Source organism: Terrabacter sp. P2_E3 (assembly GCF_056403915.1).
The window spans coordinates 449,409-464,396 of record NZ_JBFUEN010000009.1; the positions used below are offsets into that span (position 1 = coordinate 449,409).

Below are 14,988 nucleotides of genomic sequence, written 5' to 3' on the forward strand. Positions count from 1 at the left end.
CCCGGCCGGACGGCATGCGCACTCGGATGGCATGCTCGTCGCGTGACTGAGCGACACGCCATCCTGACCGTGTGGGAGACCGGTTTCGACTGGTCCCCGGCACCCGACGTCGACTATGCCGACGTCCACGTCGACGGAGCCGAGGCGATGACCTACCGCGCGCGGGTCTGGGAGTCACCGGTCGTCGAGTCCCCTTTCGCCGCAACGGAGCTCATCCCGTCGTGGAACGCCCGGACGCCGGCCGGCACGTGGCTCCGGGTCGAGGGGCGGGTGGCCGACGACGCCGGCTGGACGCCGTGGTTCACCTTCGCGCGGTGGGCCGAGGACGACCCGGCGGGGGAGTCGCCGATCACCCGGACCACGGTGCCCGGACAGACCTTCGAGCCGGGGAGCGTCTCGACGGACACCTGGCTGTCCGCGCCGGGACGAGGCGTCGACCGGTGGCAGCTGCGGGTCACGGCCCTCGCACTCCCGGATGACGGGATCGTCTGGCCCACGGTGACGCTCGTCGCCGGCGCGGCCTCACGCTTCACCGTCACGCCTGACGAGTCGACGAGCCGACCCGGTGTGGGGCAGGGTCACGAGGTCGCGGTCGCGCCGCACTCGCAGCGGCTGCACGTCGGGTCGTTCCCCCAGTGGGACAACGGCGGGCAGTCGTGGTGCTCACCGACGTCGACGACGATGCTCCTCGAGCACTGGGGGAGAGCGCCGTCACGGGACGAGGCCTCGTGGGTCGGGCACGACACCGACCCGGAGGTCGTGCACGGCGTGCGTCGCGTCTACGACCGGGCCTACGGCGGGGCGGGCAACTGGGCCTTCAACACCGCGTATGCCGGCGCGCGGGGGCTGCGTGCCTACGTGACCCGCCTGCGCGACCTCACCGAGGTCGAGGCGTTCGTCGCGGCGGGCATCCCGCTCGTCGTGTCGGTGGGCTTCCGCGAGGACGAGCTCGACGGGGCCGGCTACGAGACCAACGGCCACCTGCTGACGGTCGTCGGCTTCACGGACGCGGGTGACGTCGTGTCCAACGACCCCAACTCCCACCGCATCGCGAGCAACGAGCAGGTGCGCAGCGTCTACCGCCGCGACCAGTTCGAACGGGTCTGGCTCGGCACCAACGGAGGGCTGACCTACGTCATGCACCCGCGCGACGTCGCGCTGCCGTCCTCGCCCTCCGAGCCGAACTGGCGCTGACGCGTCAATTTCCTCCGCATCGCGTCCTCATCGCGAGAATTTGCGACGCCAACGCCCCACGGGGCGAGGACCGGGTGTTGACTGGCCGCGCGATCCCCCTCCGGAAGGTGTGCCATGCCCAGTCGCTCGACCGTCTCAGCCGCCCCGTTCCAGCCCAGCCGTCGCTCGCTGCTCGTTGGTGCGGCCGCCGGCGCCGCCGCAGGCGCCGCCTTCGTCGGGGTCTCCGACGCGCCGCGGGCCCGCGCGGCCGAGAGCAAGAAGGGCGGGGCCGACCGGCACGTCCACTACACCTCCTGGTCGGGCAGCGACCTCGTCTTCGGGCCGTTCGACCGCACCCTCGACTACACCGACCCGCACGCCACGGCGGGCACTCCCGTCACGTACGAGGTCGCGACCTGGACCTCGCCCGTGGTCGCGCCCGGCTTCGGCCTGACCGAGCTCGTCGCCTCGTGGAACGCCGTGACGCCCGGCGGTTCGTGGGTCGAGGTGCGCGTCCGGGGCACCAGCGCCGGCACGACGACGAAGGACTACGTCCTGGGCCGCTGGGCGTCCGAGGACCCCGCGGACGGAGGCGGCATCCACCGCACCTCCGTCGCCGGCCAGGGCGACACCGTGGCGACCGTCTTCACCGACACCCTCGCGACCCGCACCGGCTACTCCCTGACGGACTGGCAGCTCGAGGTCCGGCTCCTGCGTCCCCGCGGCACCTCCGACACGCCGTGCGTGTCCGTCGTCGGGGCGATGGCCTCGGCCCTGCCCGACGCCAAGAAGGTGCCGCGCAGCCCCAACGGACCCGCCTGCGGCACGACCCTCGACGTCCCCACCTACTCGCAGGAGGTCCACGTCGGGCACTACCCGCAGTGGGACAACGGCGGCGAGGCCTGGTGCTCACCCACCTCGACGTCGATGGTCGTCGCCTACTGGGGCGCCGGGCCGACGGCGTCCGAGACCGCGTGGGTCGACCCGCCGGTCGACGCCCAGGTCGACTTCACGGCACGCAACGTCTTCGACTACACCTACGACGGCGCCGGCAACTGGCCCTTCAACACCGCGTATGCCGCCACACGCGCCGACCTCCGTGGTTTCGTGACGCGACTGCGCACTCTCACCGAGGCCGAGGCGTTCATCGCCGCAGGCATCCCCTCGTCGTGTCGGTGTCGTTCAAGAAGGGCGAGCTCACGGGCGCGGGCTACGGCACGAACGGCCACCTCATGGTCGTCGTCGGCTTCACCCCGTCCGGCGACGTCGTGTGCAACGACCCGGCCTCGCACCTCGTCGCGAGCGACGACCAGGTGCGCGTCGTCTACGACCGGGAGCAGTTCGAGAACGTCTGGGTGCCGCACAGCGGGGGCATCGTCTACGTCATCCGGCCCGCCGACCGTCCGCTGCCCCCGGCGCCGGCACACGAACCCAACTGGTGACCTGACGCCCGGTCCGGCGTGGCCTCGGGCGTCACCGACCGAGGCCCGACCTCGGGTCGCGGTCGGTGATGCAGTAGAGGGCGCCGGCCGGGTCGCGGAGCGTGGTCCACCCGCCGCCGTGGTCGGCCGCGACGGTCGCGCCGAGGCCCACGTGTCGGGAGACCTCGGTCGGCCGGTTGTCACACGCCAGGTCGAGGTGGCCGGTGACCGGACCGGTCGCGGGCTCGACGAGCCGCTGCAGGAGCAGCCGCAGCGGGATGCCGTCCGGACGCACGAGGTGGCGGAACTCCGGGCGGCTCACGGACCCGCGCAGCGGCCAGCCGGTCAGCTCGGACCAGAAGGTGCACTCCGTCTCGTAGGCGGCGGCCGGGATGTCGAGGCACACCTGGTCGACGACACTCTCGTGCTCCTGGGGCCACCGGGTCGGCCAGGGACGTTGGGCGAGCGGCTCGTGGACGAAGCAGAAGACGAAGCCGCCGGGGGAGTGGAGCACGACGTACCCGTGCTCCGACTCGTGGACGACCTCGGCGCCCAGCCCTGCAGCCCTGACCGCTGACTCTGCGGCCGAGCTGACGTGCAGGTCCAGGTGGATCCTGGGCACGGCTGCATCGTCGGCGGCGGTGCGCTGGATCTTGAGGTAGGGGTCACCGACCGGTGGGAGCAACGTCGTGAACTCCGCGTCGTCCCCGCGAGCCGGCGACACGGCATACCCCGTCACTGCCGACCAGAAGTGGGTGCCCGCCGCGTGGACGTCGGGAGGGAGGTCGAGGAAGGCCGTGACCCAGCTGACCGTCGTCATGCTCCGAGAGTAGGCGAGGCAGACTGGGAGCATGCCGACTCCGACCTCCTCTGCGTCTCGAGGACACACCCCACCGGGGTGGCCGCCTGGCGTCCCGCCGGCCCACACGCCCGGCTGGGAGGACCGCGCCGTGCTGTGGCTGCTCGACCAGTGCCCGCCCGACTACCGCGCGTATGCCGGGTGGCGGCGTCACCCGATCGCGCTCGCGTGGCTGGCCGGTCGGCACCTCGACGGGCAGGTCGTGGCGATGCGGGACGCGTGGCGTGAGGCACGCGTCGCCATCGGGCCGCACGTGCCGGCAGACGCCCTGACCGAGATCCTCGGGCAGATCGAGGCCGAGGGGATCCGGCTGCTGGCGGCCTCGCGCTCGGCGCGGCTGCTCCACGAGGCGCTCCAGGGCAAGGTCTTCGCGCCCCGCCTCTGAGCGCGTCAGCCGGGACGTCGGGCGTCGGGTTGCCGGGTGGAGGTCGTGTGACGAGACCGACAGGGCCTCGTGCGCACGGTTGGGAGCCGCTGGACGTTGACCCGTAGACTCGATCGACCCACCCGAGTGGGTCGAGACACCACCGAGAGGACGAGGCAGCGTGGCCCTGCTGGAGACGATCACGAGCCCCGCGGCACTCAAGGCGCTACCGGCGACCCAGCTGCCGGCGCTGGCCGAGGAGATCCGCACCTTTCTCGTCACCGAGGTCTCCAAGACCGGTGGACACCTCGGCCCGAACCTCGGCGTCGTCGAGCTGACGATCGCGCTGCACCGGGTCTTCGAGTCGCCTCGCGACACCCTCGTCTTCGACACGGGCCACCAGGCCTACGTGCACAAGCTGCTCACCGGGCGGCACGACTTCAGCAAGCTCAAGAAGCAGGGCGGGCTCTCCGGCTACCCGAGCCGCGCCGAGTCCGAGCACGACGTCGTCGAGAACTCGCACGCCTCGACCGCGCTCTCGTGGGCCGATGGCATCGCCAAGGGCCGCCGGCTGTCGGGAGAGAGCGACCGGCACACCGTCGCGGTCATCGGTGACGGCGCACTGACCGGGGGCATGGCATGGGAGGCGATCAACAACATCGCCGTCGACAAGACCCTGCCGCTCGTCATCGTCGTCAACGACAACGAGCGCTCCTACGCGCCGACGATCGGCGGGCTCGCCGACCATCTCGCCACGCTGCGCACGACCCGTGGCTACGAGCGGTTCCTCGACTGGGGCAAGCGGTCACTCGCCAAGACGCCGGTCGTCGGCGGCGCGATGTTCGAGACGCTCCACGGCGTCAAGAAGGGCATCAAGGACATCGTCGCCCCGCAGGGCATGTTCGAGGACCTCGGCCTCAAGTACATCGGTCCCGTCGACGGCCACGACGAGCAGGCGCTCGAGCGGGCACTGGCCAAGGCCAAGGACTTCGGCGGCCCCGTCATCGTGCACGTCATCACCCAGAAGGGCCGCGGCTACCAGCCGGCCATCGACGACGAGGCCGACCAGTTCCACGGCGTCGGCAAGTTCAACCCCGAGACCGGCCTCCCGTTCGAGGTCTCGGGGCGCATCTGGACCGACGAGTTCAACGAGGAGATGGTGGCCATCGGGGCCGAGCGCCCCGACGTCGTCGCCCTCACTGCCGCCATGCTCATCCCGGTCGGCCTCGACGGCTTCGCCGCCGCCTATCCCGACCGCGTCTTCGACGTCGGCATCGCCGAGCAGCACGCCGTCACGATGGCGTCCGGGCTCGCCTACGCGGGCCTGCACCCGGTCGTCGCCGTCTACGCGACCTTCCTCAACCGGGCCTTCGACCAGCTCCTCATGGACTGCGCGCTCCACCGGGCCGGCATCACCCTCATCCTCGACCGGGCCGGTGTCACCGGCAGCGACGGCGCATCGCACAACGGGATGTGGGACATGACGCTCACCTCGATCGTGCCCGGGCTGCGCCTCGCCGCGCCCCGCGACGGCGAGCAGGTCCGACTCCAGCTGCGTGAGGCCGTCGACGTCTCCGACGGCCCGACGGTGATCCGGTTCCCCAAGGGCGACGTCGCCGACCCGCTGACCGCCGTCCGCTCGATCGGCGACGTCGACGTGCTCTTCGAGAACGCCGGTGACGACGTCGACCTGCTCGTCGTGGGCGTCGGTGCCTTCGCCGGGCTCGCCATCGAGGCCGGCGAGAAGATCGCCGCTCACGGACTCACCGTCCGCGTCGTCGACCCGCGGTGGGTGCTGCCCGTCAGCGACGACGTCGTCGCCCTCGCCCGCCGGGCGAAGGCGGTCGCCGTCGTCGAGGACAACCTCGTCAGCGGCGGGGTCGGCGCGGCCGTGACCCTCGCGCTGCGCGAGGCGACCGTCGACGTGCCCGTCCACACGTACGGCATCCCGAAGCGCTTCCTCGACCACGCCTCTCGCGGCCAGATCCTCGAGGAGCTCGGCCTGACCGGCGACCAGGTCGTCGCGGACCTCGAGCCGAGGCTCTGACATGAAGCTTCGGGACGCAGCCGACGTGACGACCGCCCCCATCGCTGCCCTCGGGCTCGTCGGCGGCTACGTCGTCGCCCGCGAGAGCGGCATCCGACCCCTCGGAGGCGTCGTGCTCGGTGCGGCCGGCCTCTATGCCGGACGTAGCTGGGTCGCCAAGGCCGGGGGAGCCGGCGCCGCGGGTCTCGCGGCCGTCTACCTCGGTGGCTTCGGCGCCTCGCACGTGCTGGCGAAGAAGATCGGTGCGTGGCCGGCGGTCCTCACCGTGGCCGCGGCCAGCGCTGCCGCATCCTGGGTCGTCGCCGACCGCCCTCGCTGAGTAGGGGCGAGACACATGCCGACACCTGCTTTGTGGTCTCCGGTCCCACCGCGGGCCGTTCGAGGCTGAACTACTTTCGCCGAAACGGTTGGGCGTCAACGGATCTCGTTGCAGCAAAGGCGCGAGCGCCCACCAGAGGTGGAGGACGTCGGTGTCCAAGCGGTGGAGTCTCGCGCTCGCGAGCGCCATGATCACGTTGTCGGTCGCGGCCTGCGGCTCTCCCGGCCAGCCGGGCGCACCGGCTGCCGACAACGGCACGGGGGCTGCCTCCGGCGGTGCCGGCGCCCCGTACAAGGTCGGCCTCGTCTACTCGAAGTCGGGCCCGCTGGCCAGCTACGGCGGGCAGTACCGGCAGGGCCTCACGGCCGGCATCGACTTCGCCACCAAGGGCACCGGCGCGGTCGCCGGTCACACGATCCAGATCACCGAGCAGGACGACGCGGGCGACCCGGCCAAGGCCGTGGCCTCGGCGACCGATCTCATCGGGCAGGGCAACACGATCATCGCGGGCTCGACGTCGAGCGGCGTGGCCCTGCAGGTCGCGCCGCTGGCCAAGGACAACAAGGTGCTCTTCATCTCGGGCCCGGCTGCCGCCGACGCCGTGACCGGTGCCAACCGCTACACTTTCCGGTCGGGTCGCCAGACCTACCAGGACGTCGCGACCGCGGGCAGCATCCTCGGTGACGTCAAGGGCAAGAAGGTCACGGTGCTCGCGCAGGACAGCGCGTTCGGCAAGGCGAACGTCGCCGCCGTGACGGCCATCCTCGGAGCCAAGGGGGCAACGGTGAGCGCCGTCGAGGTGCCCTCGGCCGCGACCGACCTGACTCCCTTCGCGACCAAGGTCAAGGGCGCAGCCCCTGACCTGCTCTTCGTCGCCTGGGCCGGTGCCAACGCGACGGCGATGTGGACCACCCTCGGCCAGCAGGGCGTCTTCGACTCCACGAAGGTCGTCACCGGGCTCGACATCAAGGCGACGCACGCCCTCTTCGGCGAGGTCGCGACGAAGATCAACTTCCTCTCCCACTTCTTCGAGGGTGCGGCGGACAACACCGCCTACCAGGCGCTCGACGCCGGCCTGAAGAAGCAGGGCGCCACCGTCGACCTGTTCACCAACGACGGCTTCGTCGCCGGCCAGATGATCGTCCACGCGCTCGAGGCCGGGGGAGACGACGTCGACAAGATGGTGACCTCCCTCGAGGGCTGGACGTTCGACGGTCCCAAGGGCTCGCTCGAGATCCGAGCCGAGGACCACGCGCTCCTCCAGCCGATGTTCACGGCCACCCTGAAGAAGGACGGCAGCAACGTGGTGCCACAGCTCGTCGACACCCTCGACGCGGCCACCGTCGCACCGCCCGTCACCCCCTTCAAGTGATCGGGCACCCTCCGTCGTGATCAGCGCAGAGGCCGTCGGCTGGAAGGTCGGTGGCGCCCAGATCCTCGACGACGTCTCCCTGACCGTCGGGGCCGGTGAGTTGCTCGGCATCATCGGCCCCAACGGCGCGGGCAAGTCGTCGCTCGTCAACATCCTCAGTGGGGTGACCAGTCCGTCCTCCGGCCGGATCATCCTGCAGGACAAGGACGTCACCGGAGCGAGCGCCACCCGGCGCGCCCGTCTGGGACTGGCGCGCTCCTTCCAGACGTCGGCACTCTTCGACGGTCTGACCGCGGGAGAGAACGTCCGTCTCGCCATCCAGGCCGCCGGGCCGGCGGCGTTCTCGCCCTTCCGCGGCGCCGGACCGGCATCGTCGGGCCAGATCAAGGCCCTCCTGACCCGAGTGCGTATGCCGGGTCGCGCGCAGACGCTCGCTCGTGACCTCTCGCACGGGGACCGTCGCAAGCTCGAGCTCGCCATGGCCCTCGCCTCCGAGCCCGCCGTGCTGCTCCTCGACGAGCCGATGGCGGGCGTGTCCGCAGAGGACGTCGACGGCCTGAGCGAGATCATCGGCGAGGTCCGGGACTCGGGGGTCGCCGTCGCGATGGTCGAGCACCACATGCACGTCGTGCTGGGCCTCGCCGACCGTGTCGCCGTCCTGCACCACGGGCAGCTGCTCGCCGTCGGTGCCCCGACCGAGGTGACCGCCGACGAGCGGGTCCAGCAGGCCTACCTGGGAGAAGCCCTGTGACCGAACGCAACCCATCCGCACCCGAGTCGTCGGAGGCAGCTCCCGTCCTGGCCCTCGAGGATGTCCACGTCCGCTACGGCGGGTCCCACATCCTTCAGGGCGTGTCCTTCGACGTCCCCGCCACCGGTGTGACGGCGCTGCTCGGGCGCAACGGCGTCGGCAAGACGACGACGCTCAGGTCGATCATCGGGCTGGCCCCGCGCACCGGCCGGATCCTGCTCGAGGGCACCGAGATCCAGGGCCGGACGACCGCACGCATCGTCCGTGGAGGCATCGGCTACGTCCCCGAGGACCGAGAGGTCTTCGGGGGTCTCACCGTCGAGGAGAACCTGCGCCTCGTCGACCCGGACCGTGGGGTCGACGCCCCCGTGGTGGCCAGGCTCTTCCCGGACCTCGTGTCCCGGCGCGGCCAGCGGGCCGGCACCCTCTCGGGGGGCCAGCAGCAGATGGTCTCGCTGGCCAGGGTCCTGCTTCGGGAGAACGTCCTCCTGCTCATCGACGAACCCACCAAGGGCCTCGCCCCGAAGCTCGTGACCGAGGTCGCCGACGTGCTCGCCGAGGTGGCCCGCACGACCCCCATCCTGCTCGTCGAGCAGAACCTCCCGCTCGTGCGTCGCATCGCGGACCGGGTCGTCGTGCTGGACGCCGGAGCCGTCGTGCACCGTGGCGCCACCGCCGACCTCGTCGCGGACGCGGACCTGACCCGCGAGCTGCTCGGGGTCTCGATGCGGCGGGCGGGTGTGGCATGAGCGACCTCGTCCTGCTCCTCGTCACGGGCCTCGGCCTGGGGGCCCTCTACTTCATCGCGGCGAGCGGGCTCAGCCTGATCTACGGGCTCATGGGCGTGCTCAACTTCGCCCACGGCGTCTTCATGACGGCCGGGGCGTATGCCGCGTGGCTGACGATGGGTGCCCTGCCCGTCGGTTGGCCGGTGGCCGGACGCCTCGTGGTCGGCGTGCTCGTGGCCGTCACGGTCGGGGCTGTCGTCGGTCTCGTGGTCGAGGTCGTCCTCATCCGGCCGCTCTACCGCCATCACATCCAGCAGGTCCTCGTCACGGTGGGCCTTGCCCTCGCGGGCGTGGCTGCTGCACAGGGGATCTGGGGCGCGGACCCGCGGCCGGTCGAGTCGCCTGCGTGGATGAGCGGGACGACGGACGTCCTCGGCGCACGGCTGCCCAATGACCGCTTCGTCTACCTGCTCGTCGCCGCCGCGCTCTTCGCCGGGCTTCTCGCGCTCCTTCACCTGACCCGCCTCGGCCTCGTGATCCGCGCGGGCGTCGAGAACCGGACGATGGTCGAGGCCCTCGGCATCAACGTGCACCGGACCTTCACCACCGTCTTCGCCCTCGGCGGTGCCGCGGCGGGTCTCGCCGGGGTGCTCTACTCGCAGTACGCCGGGGCCGTGTCACCCGCGCAGGGCGGCTCGCTGCTCATCTTCGCCTTCATCGTCGTCGTCATCGGCGGCATGGGCTCCCTCACGGGCACCGCGGTCGCCGCCGTCGTCGTCGGGCTCGTCCAGCAGCTCGCGAACTACTACGCGGCGAGCGGGGTCGGCGACCTGTCGGTCGTGCTGCTCCTCGCGCTGGTGCTCCTGCTCCGACCGACCTCGCTGAAGGGAGCGACGGCATGACGTCGCCCACGGACCACCTGACGCAGCCGCATACGCCATCCACGACCCCGGAAGTGGTGGCCGGGACGGTGACGCCCGTGGCGTCGGGGGTGGGCGACGGCGCGCGCCGGACCGTCCGGGCGCTGCTCGCCGTCGTCGTGCTGGCCGTGCTCGCCTACCTGCCCTACCTTCCGGTCGAGCTGCCGGGCGTCCTCCCGGGCCGGGTCAACGGGCCGGGCTCGATGCAGCTCCTCGCGACGTGTCTCGTGATCGGTGGCATCGCCCTGAGCTACGACGTGCTCTTCGGCCGGACCGGCCTGCTCAGCTTCGGGCACGCCCTCTTCGTCGCGGCCGGCAGCTATCTGCTGACGATCTCCCTCTCGACGTGGGCCCTGCCCCTTCCGCTCGCGGTGCTCGTCGCTCTGGCCCTCTCCACGGGGCTCGCCCTCGTCGTCGGCGCGATCGCGCTGCGCGTCGGCGGTATCGCCTTCGCGATGGTGACCCTCGCATTCGCCCAGGCCGCCTCGATCATCGTCATGCGCAACCCGGGAGGCGTGACCGGCGGTGAGGAGGGACGCCCGCTCGACCGCGACGCCGTGCCGGACCTGCTCGTCGGCGTCGCCAACGCGCCCTACCGCTACTGGCTGGCGCTGTCCTTCGTCGTCGTGGCCTGGGTCGTCGTCACGGCCCTCGTGCGGTCGCGGGCCGGGCACGCGATGGCGGCCGTCCGCGAGAACGAGCAGCGCGCCGCGGTCCTCGGCTTCGGGACCTACCGCGTCAAGCTGCTCGCCATCGTCGTCGGGTCGTCCCTCGGAGCCCTCGGCGGGGTCGTCCACGCCCTCGTGCTCGGCGGCTCGAACCCCCACCTGACGACCTCGGAGTTCACCCTGTCCCTCCTCGTCATGGTCGTGCTCGGAGGTGCGGGCAGCCGCTGGGGCGCCCTCGTCGGCGGCGTGCTCTACACGTATGCCGATGCCCGGCTCGTCGAGGTCAGCAACGCCGCGTTCCTGCAGGACCTGCCCGTCGTCGTGCGCCAGGTCCTGTCGCAGCCGTTGTTCATCCTCGGCGTCTTCTTCGTCGTCGTGGTCTACTTCGCTCCGTCGGGCCTCACCGGGCTCGGCGGCAGACTGATCAGGAGGTCAGGGTCCAGATGAGCACCACACCGTCCGCGTTCGTCATCGAGCTGCCCGAGGGAAGCCTCGCCATCCACGACCTGAGCCTGGGCACGCCGGCGCCCGACGCGCCCGTCGTGCTCGCCGTCCACGGCATCACGGCCAACGGCCTGTCGTGGCGCCGGGTCGCCGACGAGGTGGGTCGTCGCCACGGGCCCGGCGGTGTGCGCTTCCTCGCGCCCGACCTGCGTGGACGCGGCGACAGCCGCTCGGCGCCGGGACCCTACGGTCTCGGTGCACACGTGGACGACCTGACCTCGATCGCCACCGTGTTCGGCTCCGCCCCGGTGCTCGTCGGCCACTCCATGGGGGCGTTCATCGCGGCCCTCGCCGCGGCCCGGCATCCCGAGCGGTTCCCGGCGGCCGTGCTCGTCGACGGGGGCCTGGCCTTTCCCGTGCCCGACGACCTCGACGTCGACGCCGCTCTCCAGTCGGTGATCGGGCCGGCCATGGACCGGCTGTCGATGCGCTTCGCCGATCCGGCGGCATACCTCGGCTTCTGGATGGGGCACCCGGCCCTCGGACCGGTGCTGCACGGGCCCGGTGGCGACGCCGCTCGGGCCTACATCGAGCACGACCTCGTGCAGGATCCCTCCGACGGTCAGTGGCGCAGCACGTGCGTGCTCGAGGCCGTCCGTGCCGACGGCGCCGACGTCATGGCCGACCGCGAGACCCACGCCGGCCTCGCGACCGCGGTCGGGGAGGGGGTCCGGGCCGAGCTCGTGTGGGCCGAGCGCGGCCTGCTCGACGAGCCGCAGGGGCTCTACGACGAGTCACGGCTCGCGGCCCTGCACCTGCCGGAGGGCGTGCGGACGACCCGGGTCGACGCGAACCACTACGACGTCATCCTCGGGGACCCGGGCGTCGCATCAGTCGTCGACGCCGTCGACCGCCTCCTCCTCACGAGCTGACGACTACCGGGAAAGCGTTCACCGTCTGTGGGTGATGCCCGCCTGGCGCACGTCGGCCGATCCTGCCGTCATGACCGGTATCCACGTCAATGCAGACACGTTCGCCCGCGCCGAGACCGACCGGATGTTCACCGCGATCGCCCGGGATGCCGGCGGCGTCAACCAGCTCAACCACTCCCGGGTGCCCACACCGCTCGACCACCAGCCGGTGATCCGGATGAACCGCGACACGCTCTACAGCGCGGCGATCGTCGACATCACGAGCCGCGCGGCCCTCAGCCTCCCCGACACGGGAGACCGGTACCTCTCCGCCATGGTCGTCAACCGCGACCACTACGTGAACGCCGTGTTCCACGAGGCCGGCACGTACGAGCTCACGACAGACCGCTTCGACACCGACTTCGTGTGCGTCGCGATCAGGACGCTCGTCGACCCGGCCGACCCCGACGACGTCGCGGCCGTCAACGCCGTCCAGGACGCCATCACCCTCTCGGCCAGTTCAGCGAGCCCGTTCACGGCGCCGGACTACGACGACGGATCCCTCGACCGGACACGGGGCGCGCTCCTGGAGCTGGCCAAGGACTACCCGGGTTTCGACCGGGCCTTCGGCGCACGACAGGACGTCGACCCGGTGCGCCACCTCCTGGGTACCGCGGCCGGCTGGGGTGGCCTCCCGTCCGACGAGGCGACGTACGTCAACGTCAGTCCCGACCTGCCCGTGGGGGAGTACCGGCTCACGGTGCGTGACGTCCCTGTCGACGGCTTCTGGTCGGTCAGCGTCTACGACGGCGACGGGTACTTCGCCGACGACGGAAGCCGCGTCAGCCTCAACAACCTCACGGCGGACCGGGACCCGGACGGCTCCGTGACCGTGCACTTCGGGGGTGCGGCGACGGCCGGACGAACTGCCTCGGTATCACGGAGGGGTGGAACTACCTCGTGCGCCTCTACCGCCCGCGGCCTGAGGTCCTCGACGGCACGTGGACGTTCCCGGAGGTCTCGCGCCTCGGCTGACCGTGCTGTCGTGCTGTCGTGCACGGGTCAGGCTGGGGCCTGGAGCGCGCGGAGACGCAGCGCGATCTGCAGCTCGAGTGCGTGGTCGGGGTGCTGCCAGGACTCCCCGAGCAGGGCCGCGATGCGCTCGAGCCGTTGCGAGACCGTGTTGACGTGGACGTGGAGGGTGCCCGCGGCGTGGCGTGGGCTGCCGCCCGCGGCGAAGTAGGCCGCGAGCGTGCCCACGAGGTCGGTGCCGCGCCGCTCGTCGTAGTCGAGGACGGGGCCGAGCAGCTTGCGGACGTACTCGTCGACGTCCGGCGACGAGCCCACGATGAGCCCGGCGAAGCCGAGCTGGGTCGCCGCGGCGCCCTTGCCCCGGTGGCCGAGGGCGATGAGGGCTCCGACGGTGCGGTGGCCCTCCTCGTGCGCCTCGGTGATCCCGTCGACGTCGGTGACCGGACCGACACCGGCCACCGTGACGCACGTGCGCTTGCCGATCCGGGCGGCCACGGCGCGGGCCAGGCCGTCGGGCTCGGTGCCGGGCACGAGGGCGATGACGTCGCCGTCGTGGGAGCCGACGAGCGAGGCCTCACCGGTGGCGGCACTGGCGGAGATGAGCAGGGCCCGATGCCCGGTCGGCTCGTCGCCGCGGAGCACGAGCAGGCAGAAGGGTCGCTGGGGGTCGAAGCCGACGGCGCGGGCGAGCGCGAGGCGCTCCTCGCGCGAGCCGCGCGCGCTGACGAGGTCGCTGACGAGTCGGTTGCGGGCGGACTGCCTGGCGTCGGCGGCCTGGCGCTCGAAGAGCAGGACGAGGGCGGTGACGACACCGGCGCGCTCGACGGTGCGCTGGTCCGAGTCGCTGAGGGTCGGGCCGCCGACGTAGATCGTGCCGAGCCGTTCGCGGGCTGCGGTGACGGCGACGGCATAGACACCGTCCCGTTCGACGAGGCGACCGGCGGCCAGGCCGGGAAGCGCGTTGAGGGCCGCGAACGGGTCGCCACCGGCAGGGTCGTGCTCCGGCGCCGGGCCGGACGAGCTGTGGCGATGCCCGTTCTCGTCGACGAGCACGGCCCACCCTCCGAGCAGCTCGGCGAGGGCGTGCGTGATGTCGTCGACCCCACCGCCGCCGAGCACGAGGGAGGCGAAGCGGTCGTGGGCCGCGGCGGCCTTCTCCACGCCCTCGGCATACTGCCGCACGGTCTCGTGGGCGTCCGAGAGGGCGGCCAGCGCGTTCTCGGCGTCGGCGAGGGCGCGTGTCTGCACGAGGGTCACCGCGGCCAGGGTGGCGAGGTTGCCGAGGAGTCCGACCTCCTCGCGGGTGAACGGGCGCGACGACCGGTTGGCTGCGAAGAGCACACCGACGAAGTGCTTCTCGACGATGAGGGGCGTCCCGCAGATCGCGATGATGCCCTCCTCGCCCACGGCCCCGTCGATGGCGTTGGTGTGCCGGAAGCGCTCGTCGGCCCAGTAGTCGGCGGTCCAGTAGGGCTTGTGGGTCGAGGCGACGAGACCGCCGAGGCCGGCCCCGAGCGCCAGACGCACGGACTGGAACGCCGCCGAGACGGACCCGTCGGTGGCCCGCATGAAGGTGTCGCCGGCGTCGGGGTCGTAGAGCGTGAGGTAGGCGAGGTCGGTGCCGACGAGGCGGCGGGCCCGGCGGACGATCGCGTCGAGCACCGAGCCCGGGTCGCTCTCGGTCGCGAGCTCACGGGCCGTGTCGAGCAGGGCCGCGAGGCCGGCCTCGCGGTGCTGGTGGACCTCGCGGGCGCTCGTGATGCGCAGGGCCAGGTCCCGGGCCTCGGCCGGGGCGTCAGCGGCGGCGATCTCGGCGACGGTGGCGTCGGCGGCGAGCAGCTCGAGCAGGGCGATGACCTGGTCGGCCTGCTCGGTGCCCACGTGCTCGGCGGGCGGCTGCGTCTCGCTGCGGGTGGCCACGGGCAGATCCTAGGCGGGTCGGGTCTCGGGTGGGTCGGGTGAACGGGGCGACAGCGGGC

Annotated in this window: 12 protein-coding genes and 2 pseudogenes; 12 read left to right on the plus strand and 2 right to left on the minus strand. The window is 72.0% G+C overall.

Features of this window, described 5'->3' with window-relative positions:
- Nucleotides 1-42: 42 nt before the first annotated feature.
- Both AC1DW8_RS14530 and AC1DW8_RS14535 read left to right on the plus strand, forming a co-directional pair.
- Nucleotides 43-1,194, plus strand: coding sequence for a C39 family peptidase (locus AC1DW8_RS14530; RefSeq protein WP_478094875.1), 1,152 nt, complete (start codon nucleotides 43-45; stop codon nucleotides 1,192-1,194).
- A gap of 741 nt (nucleotides 1,195-1,935) precedes the next feature.
- Nucleotides 1,936-2,615, plus strand: a pseudogene (locus tag AC1DW8_RS14535) (peptidase C39 family protein).
- Between the two features lie 31 nt (nucleotides 2,616-2,646).
- Here AC1DW8_RS14535 and AC1DW8_RS14540 read toward each other — a convergent pair.
- The gene (locus tag AC1DW8_RS14540; RefSeq protein ID WP_478094877.1) at nucleotides 2,647-3,414 is read right to left on the minus strand and encodes a VOC family protein; all 768 of its coding nucleotides are present in this window, start codon (nucleotides 3,412-3,414) and stop codon (nucleotides 2,647-2,649) included.
- A 31-nt stretch (nucleotides 3,415-3,445) separates the two neighbouring features.
- Between AC1DW8_RS14540 and AC1DW8_RS14545 the strand changes: the two genes are divergently transcribed.
- The 10 genes and pseudogenes from AC1DW8_RS14545 to AC1DW8_RS14590 all read left to right on the plus strand — a co-directional run.
- A complete protein-coding gene (locus tag AC1DW8_RS14545; protein ID WP_156023365.1) occupies nucleotides 3,446-3,838 on the plus strand; it encodes a hypothetical protein in 393 nt (130 codons plus the stop codon).
- 160 nt (nucleotides 3,839-3,998) lie between these two features.
- On the plus strand, nucleotides 3,999-5,864 hold the full coding sequence (dxs, locus tag AC1DW8_RS14550) for a 1-deoxy-D-xylulose-5-phosphate synthase (RefSeq protein WP_478094879.1): 1,866 nt from the start codon (nucleotides 3,999-4,001) through the stop codon (nucleotides 5,862-5,864).
- A 1-nt stretch (nucleotide 5,865) separates the two neighbouring features.
- Nucleotides 5,866-6,183, plus strand: coding sequence for a hypothetical protein (locus tag AC1DW8_RS14555; protein ID WP_478094880.1), 318 nt, complete (start codon nucleotides 5,866-5,868; stop codon nucleotides 6,181-6,183).
- A gap of 151 nt (nucleotides 6,184-6,334) precedes the next feature.
- Nucleotides 6,335-7,555, plus strand: a complete 1,221-nt coding sequence (locus AC1DW8_RS14560; RefSeq protein ID WP_478094882.1) for a substrate-binding domain-containing protein — start codon at nucleotides 6,335-6,337, stop codon at nucleotides 7,553-7,555.
- A gap of 16 nt (nucleotides 7,556-7,571) precedes the next feature.
- The gene (locus AC1DW8_RS14565; protein WP_478094884.1) at nucleotides 7,572-8,306 is read left to right on the plus strand and encodes an ABC transporter ATP-binding protein; all 735 of its coding nucleotides are present in this window, start codon (nucleotides 7,572-7,574) and stop codon (nucleotides 8,304-8,306) included.
- Nucleotides 8,303-9,055 (plus strand): ABC transporter ATP-binding protein, encoded by a 753-nt coding sequence (locus tag AC1DW8_RS14570; protein ID WP_056780963.1) that lies wholly within the window; start codon nucleotides 8,303-8,305, stop codon nucleotides 9,053-9,055. Before AC1DW8_RS14565 ends, AC1DW8_RS14570 begins: the two co-directional genes overlap by 4 nt.
- Nucleotides 9,052-9,936 (plus strand): branched-chain amino acid ABC transporter permease, encoded by an 885-nt coding sequence (locus AC1DW8_RS14575; protein ID WP_056780959.1) that lies wholly within the window; start codon nucleotides 9,052-9,054, stop codon nucleotides 9,934-9,936. Before AC1DW8_RS14570 ends, AC1DW8_RS14575 begins: the two co-directional genes overlap by 4 nt.
- Nucleotides 9,933-11,069, plus strand: a complete 1,137-nt coding sequence (locus tag AC1DW8_RS14580) for a branched-chain amino acid ABC transporter permease (RefSeq protein ID WP_478094886.1) — start codon at nucleotides 9,933-9,935, stop codon at nucleotides 11,067-11,069. Before AC1DW8_RS14575 ends, AC1DW8_RS14580 begins: the two co-directional genes overlap by 4 nt.
- The gene (locus tag AC1DW8_RS14585; RefSeq protein ID WP_478094888.1) at nucleotides 11,066-11,998 is read left to right on the plus strand and encodes an alpha/beta fold hydrolase; all 933 of its coding nucleotides are present in this window, start codon (nucleotides 11,066-11,068) and stop codon (nucleotides 11,996-11,998) included. Before AC1DW8_RS14580 ends, AC1DW8_RS14585 begins: the two co-directional genes overlap by 4 nt.
- A gap of 217 nt (nucleotides 11,999-12,215) precedes the next feature.
- A pseudogene (locus tag AC1DW8_RS14590) lies at nucleotides 12,216-12,836 on the plus strand (DUF1254 domain-containing protein); the annotation flags it as partial.
- Nucleotides 12,837-13,039: 203 nt separating this feature from the next.
- Here the strand turns inward: AC1DW8_RS14590 and AC1DW8_RS14595 are convergent.
- Nucleotides 13,040-14,929 (minus strand): helix-turn-helix domain-containing protein, encoded by a 1,890-nt coding sequence (locus tag AC1DW8_RS14595; protein WP_478094890.1) that lies wholly within the window; start codon nucleotides 14,927-14,929, stop codon nucleotides 13,040-13,042.
- Nucleotides 14,930-14,988: the final 59 nt, after the last annotated feature.

Excerpts from the sequence above, each read along its gene's own strand:
- AC1DW8_RS14540 (WP_478094877.1), bottom strand. The coding sequence starts at position 3,414 with ATGACGACGGTCAGCTGGGTCACGGCCTTCCTCGACCTCCCTCCCGAC.
- AC1DW8_RS14545 (WP_156023365.1), top strand. The coding sequence starts at position 3,446 with ATGCCGACTCCGACCTCCTCTGCGTCTCGAGGACACACCCCACCGGGG.
- AC1DW8_RS14555 (WP_478094880.1), top strand. The coding sequence starts at position 5,866 with ATGAAGCTTCGGGACGCAGCCGACGTGACGACCGCCCCCATCGCTGCC.
- AC1DW8_RS14575 (WP_056780959.1), top strand. The coding sequence starts at position 9,052 with ATGAGCGACCTCGTCCTGCTCCTCGTCACGGGCCTCGGCCTGGGGGCC.
- AC1DW8_RS14580 (WP_478094886.1), top strand. The coding sequence starts at position 9,933 with ATGACGTCGCCCACGGACCACCTGACGCAGCCGCATACGCCATCCACG.
- AC1DW8_RS14585 (WP_478094888.1), top strand. The coding sequence starts at position 11,066 with ATGAGCACCACACCGTCCGCGTTCGTCATCGAGCTGCCCGAGGGAAGC.